This is a genomic window from Moorena sp. SIO2C4, from assembly GCF_010672485.1.
Taxonomy (GTDB): domain Bacteria; phylum Cyanobacteriota; class Cyanobacteriia; order Cyanobacteriales; family Coleofasciculaceae; genus Moorena; species Moorena producens.
The window spans coordinates 1-3748 of record NZ_JAAHGN010000761.1 but is presented as its reverse complement, the minus strand read 5'-3'; the positions used below and the strand labels follow the sequence as shown (position 1 = coordinate 3748).

Annotated in this window: 5 protein-coding genes; 3 read left to right on the top strand and 2 right to left on the bottom strand. The window is 45.0% G+C overall.

The window, feature by feature from the left end:
* Together F6K20_RS28610 and F6K20_RS28605 are read left to right on the top strand one after the other, a co-directional pair.
* A partial coding sequence (locus tag F6K20_RS28610) for a phytanoyl-CoA dioxygenase family protein (protein ID WP_502708889.1) occupies positions 1 to 433 on the top strand: 433 nt, incomplete at its 5' end.
* Positions 434 to 462: 29 nt separating this feature from the next.
* Positions 463 to 714, top strand: a complete 252-nt coding sequence (locus F6K20_RS28605; protein WP_131826982.1) for a hypothetical protein — start codon at positions 463 to 465, stop codon at positions 712 to 714.
* A gap of 281 nt (positions 715 to 995) precedes the next feature.
* Here F6K20_RS28605 and F6K20_RS28600 read toward each other — a convergent pair whose 3' ends face one another.
* Positions 996 to 1319: a hypothetical protein gene (locus F6K20_RS28600; RefSeq protein ID WP_008179232.1), complete on the bottom strand. Its 324-nt coding sequence runs from the start codon at positions 1317 to 1319 to the stop codon at positions 996 to 998.
* Positions 1267 to 1503, bottom strand: a complete 237-nt coding sequence (locus F6K20_RS28595; RefSeq protein WP_207554301.1) for a hypothetical protein — start codon at positions 1501 to 1503, stop codon at positions 1267 to 1269. Before F6K20_RS28595 ends, F6K20_RS28600 begins: the two co-directional genes overlap by 53 nt.
* A gap of 18 nt (positions 1504 to 1521) precedes the next feature.
* Here F6K20_RS28595 and mraY point away from each other — a divergent pair, with 18 nt between their 5' ends.
* Positions 1522 to 2631, top strand: a complete 1110-nt coding sequence (mraY, locus tag F6K20_RS28590) for a phospho-N-acetylmuramoyl-pentapeptide-transferase (protein WP_008179230.1) — start codon at positions 1522 to 1524, stop codon at positions 2629 to 2631.
* Positions 2632 to 3748: the final 1117 nt, after the last annotated feature.

Below are 3748 nucleotides of genomic sequence, written 5' to 3'. Positions count from 1 at the left end.
TGTCAGGCAATGGCACGTAGATCCAGAAGACTATCGCATGGTTAAAATCATTATCTACTTGAATGATGTGGGGTTAGATGGTGGCCCTTTTGAATATATTCCCAGAAATTTAACCTCATCATTAGCTCAAACCCTGAACTACAATTATTACAGTTCTGGTTTTGTCTCGGATAAAGACATGGCAAGGATTGCGCCTAAATCTATCTGGAACCCTTGCTCAGGACCCTACGGCACAGTAATTTTTACTGACACACGCAGCATTTTCCATCGTCTGAAACCACCTACTGGATCAGAGCGATACTCAATGACTTTTGGCTACACTTCTAGACGACCGATCACAACCTTTGAGAGAATGATCTTCTCTAAAAACCAGTTGCAAGCCATTGCCAGCGGGCTAAGCCAACGACAACAAGATTGTCTCTTTTTAGATTAAAGCTGTGATCATCACAGTGGAGTTGCGCCATGATTAACCCAGCTGTTCGTAAGCATTCAGGGGTCAGCCGTCAGCCGTCAGCGGTCAGCCGTCAGCGGTCAGCCGTCAGCGGTCAGCCGTCAGCCAAAGGCTCACGCTACGCGAACAGCTTTGTGGAAATAACTCAGAGTGAAGTACCCCAACCTGCAACGCTCTCGGTTGGGGCTTCCAATTCTCAACTCAAATCAGGGACGGTCTTATTCGTCAAAAGGGTTTCCCGCGCGCGTCCCCGACGCCTCTAAAAGCCGCGCTAATATTGGTCTTACTCAGCGTCCACAGGCAGACATCCGCCTTCTAAGGACGTATAACTTTCACGACAGACTTACCTTGGAATTACAGCACTATGACTAACCAGCTGGGGCAAGTCTCTTCCCTGAGCTCCGCTAGTACTTTTATACCTTTTGGCCTAAAACTGATTGGATATTAGACCGTTTGCAAGGTAGCCTTTTAGTCGGTCAGGCGGGTCAGCAACCATAATTATTATAGCATGATTCGTCAAGATTTGTCACAACTTGTCGTTTCGCTATCCATCCCCAACCTGAACGTTCGCGTAGCCTGGCCAAAGGCCAGGTTGGGGAATTCCGCGAATCTTGTTAAACAAATGGTTAGCTGTTTTATTCAAAAGCTGAAAGCTGAAAGCTGATACGCGACACGCTGATAGCACCTCAAGTAGCACCATCTGTAGCCCATAAGCTGTTGGCGTAGCCTGCGCGTAGCCCATTAGCTGATACGCGACACGCTGATACGCGACACGCTGATAACTGAATGCTAACTGAATGCTTACGAGCTGACCATCACCATCTGTAGTGTTTCTGATCTCCCCAGACCTTGGTAGTGATCCGGTCATGGCGTGATGCGGTGATCCGGTCATCCTGTGATCCGGTCATAGCTTGATCATCTCGTAAATTTTCAAAAATCAGTCCTACCCTGAGCGATCGCAGACCTTTGATGTTAGGATTTGACTCGTAACCGTAAATTATACGGATATAAGCAAAGATACAGGGAATTGTATCTTTGTGAGGAGTGTTCAACAAAGGAATAAGAGGCTTGTGGTAGATTCTAAACGATTGTCTGGGCAGTTGTTCAACTTAACGGGAACTAAACTCCTATATATTCTATCAATCGGCTTAACTCTGGGTGCATTAATTCTGGATGGGACAGCAGCTCGCTCCCTGATCGCAGGTAACTCCATCACCATACCCCTGTTGATCTGTGCTCTGGTCACTACTGGGATTGGATATCGAGCAGTCCCCTTTCTACAAGCACTCAAAATGGGTCAGATTATTCGTCAAGAGGGTCCCCAATCCCATTTACAGAAAGCGGGTACCCCCACCATGGGTGGCATATTTTTTGTGCCGGTAGCGGTGGTGATTGCCCTGGTGTGGTCAGGATTATTCCTCCCACAGCAGGATTTTACCCCAGTCCTAGCGGTATCCCTAGCCACCCTTGGCTATCTGTTAATCGGCTGGGTGGACGATTGGCAAGTAGTCCAACGCCGTTCTAATAAAGGGATGTCACCGAGAATGAAACTGGCCTTACAAATTGTGGTCAGTTTACTGTTTTGTATATGGTTAGCACAAACGCAGCCAGCCAGTATCACTAACATCACCCTACCCTTGGGAATCGTCTTACCCTTGGGATTTTTGTTTTGGCCCCTGGGTATATTTGTGCTATTAGCAGAAAGTAATGCTACTAATCTTACCGATGGAGTGGATGGACTAGCAGCAGGAACCTGTGCGATCGCATTTTTAGGACTAGCTGCCCTGATTGCTCCAACCTCCCTTGGTTTAATGGTCTTCTGTGCTTGTATGAGTGGCAGTTGCCTGGGTTTTATTGCCCACAACTGCAATCCCGCCAAAGTCTTTATGGGGGATACCGGTTCTCTAGCCCTAGGAGGAGCACTAGCAGCAGTAGGACTTTTGACTGGGAACCTTTGGGGTTTATTTATAATTAGTGGTATTTTCTTCCTAGAAGCCGTCTCAGTGATTGCTCAAGTTAGTTACTATAAAGCCACCAAAGATGCCAATGGGGTGGGTAAACGTTTATTAAAAATGTCACCGTTCCACAATCATCTGGAACTTTCTGGCTGGTCAGAGACCCAGATAGTGGCGGTATTTTATTTAGTTAATGGGCTTCTGGTCTTGTTGTGTTTGGGGTAACCAACCTACAACAGCTAGCTCATAAACGGACTGGATCATTAGTGTGGAAAAATTCCTCCCCCCAATCTCGTTAAGGGGGGAGTTTTTGCTGAAGGTTTACCTGACTTGACGAATAGGTAATATTATCTCCGGTTGAATAGTTACACTTTGGCAAATCGAAAGCATTTGGCATTTGGCATTTGGCATTTGGCAGAAGAAAAGGAGTAATGTCTAAAGGGAAATGGTTTTTTATCATTAATTATCCGGACATGATATAAGCCGCGATCGCGAATTAGCCAACTCTAGCAACACTCAAGTATCAAAGGTCAACATTGAAACTGTTACCTTTCAGAGTTAATTTCCGTCACCACCCATAAATCAGGCAGTCTAGAGGAATTTACTTCAGTTTTTACTCCCGCTTCCCTTTTAAAAAAAATTCGGTCAAGTTTTGGTTAACGCCAATCCTTGACCGAATTATTTATTGCAATTTTCCACGCTTCACAGCCTAGCTGCACCTCAAGCCACTAGTGAAACCACCGAATCATGTTAGTTGTGCTCTACTTAGCCGGTCAATTGTCGGAATCCACAACACACTAAATTATCCTTGAAACTTGAGGCTTCGTCTTAGCCAGGGATTGGAATCCCTGGCAAATTACTATCTTAATCTAGCTTAATCTAGCAGCACATATCGAATCAAAATACTGATCACCTCTCCAGGATTTTCAGTAGGTTGAGGTGTGCTCCAATCATTCACCTCTGCGTAACCAACGGCATAAAGATTATAAATTGTGTTCCGAACAGCTTGGGGAGAACCAATTAAGATATGTTTGATTTGTTACCGTCGTCGCTGTCCCTCACCAGAGGGCTTAGGCACACTAGGCTGGTTGGGATTATCACCAGGGTTGGGGACGAAATTTTGAGCCATAATGATTTGTTTTATTTTGCTGAAAATTGCAATATATTTATTGTATACTTTGACGACGTTAAGGTCAATTATATTTTATATAAATTTAAATTAATTAATATTTTCAGGTTGAACAAAATATTGAATTGCTAATAAATTAGGGAGTCGGGAGTCGGGAGTCGGGAAATGGGAATCGGGAGTCGGGAATCGGGAATCGGGAATCGGGAGTCGGGA